1 pseudogene is annotated in these 380 nt (G+C 76.1%); it reads left to right on the top strand.

What is annotated here, in order from left to right:
- A pseudogene (locus tag N801_RS21270) lies at positions 1-380 on the top strand (HNH endonuclease); the annotation flags it as partial.

The following is a 380-nucleotide window of genomic DNA, read 5'->3' on the forward strand; positions in this document are numbered from 1 at the left end:
CCCGAGCCGGTACCCGCGCCCTCGCCCTCGCCCTCGGAGGGTGCTGGTCGGTGCGGGGTCGTCGAGCTCGGTGGGCTCGGCCGGCCGGGCACGACGACCGTGGACCTGGCCAAGCTCCCCGCCCACGTGCGGATCGTCGACTCCACCGCACTGGACTGCGACCCCGACACCGGCGCCATCATCGCCGGGGTCGTCCCCAAGTCCCTGGCCCCGTGCGACCTGCGACCACCCCCACCGGACGCGGTCGAGGACCGCTACCGACCCTCACCCGCGCTGCAACGCCTCATCCGCCTGCGCGACGGGCACTGCCGCTTCCCCGGCTGCCCCGTCAACGCCCGCTCCTGCGACCTCGACCACGTCACCGCCTGGCCCGCCGGCCC

This window comes from Knoellia aerolata DSM 18566 (assembly GCF_000768695.1).
Lineage (GTDB): Bacteria > Actinomycetota > Actinomycetes > Actinomycetales > Dermatophilaceae > Knoellia > Knoellia aerolata.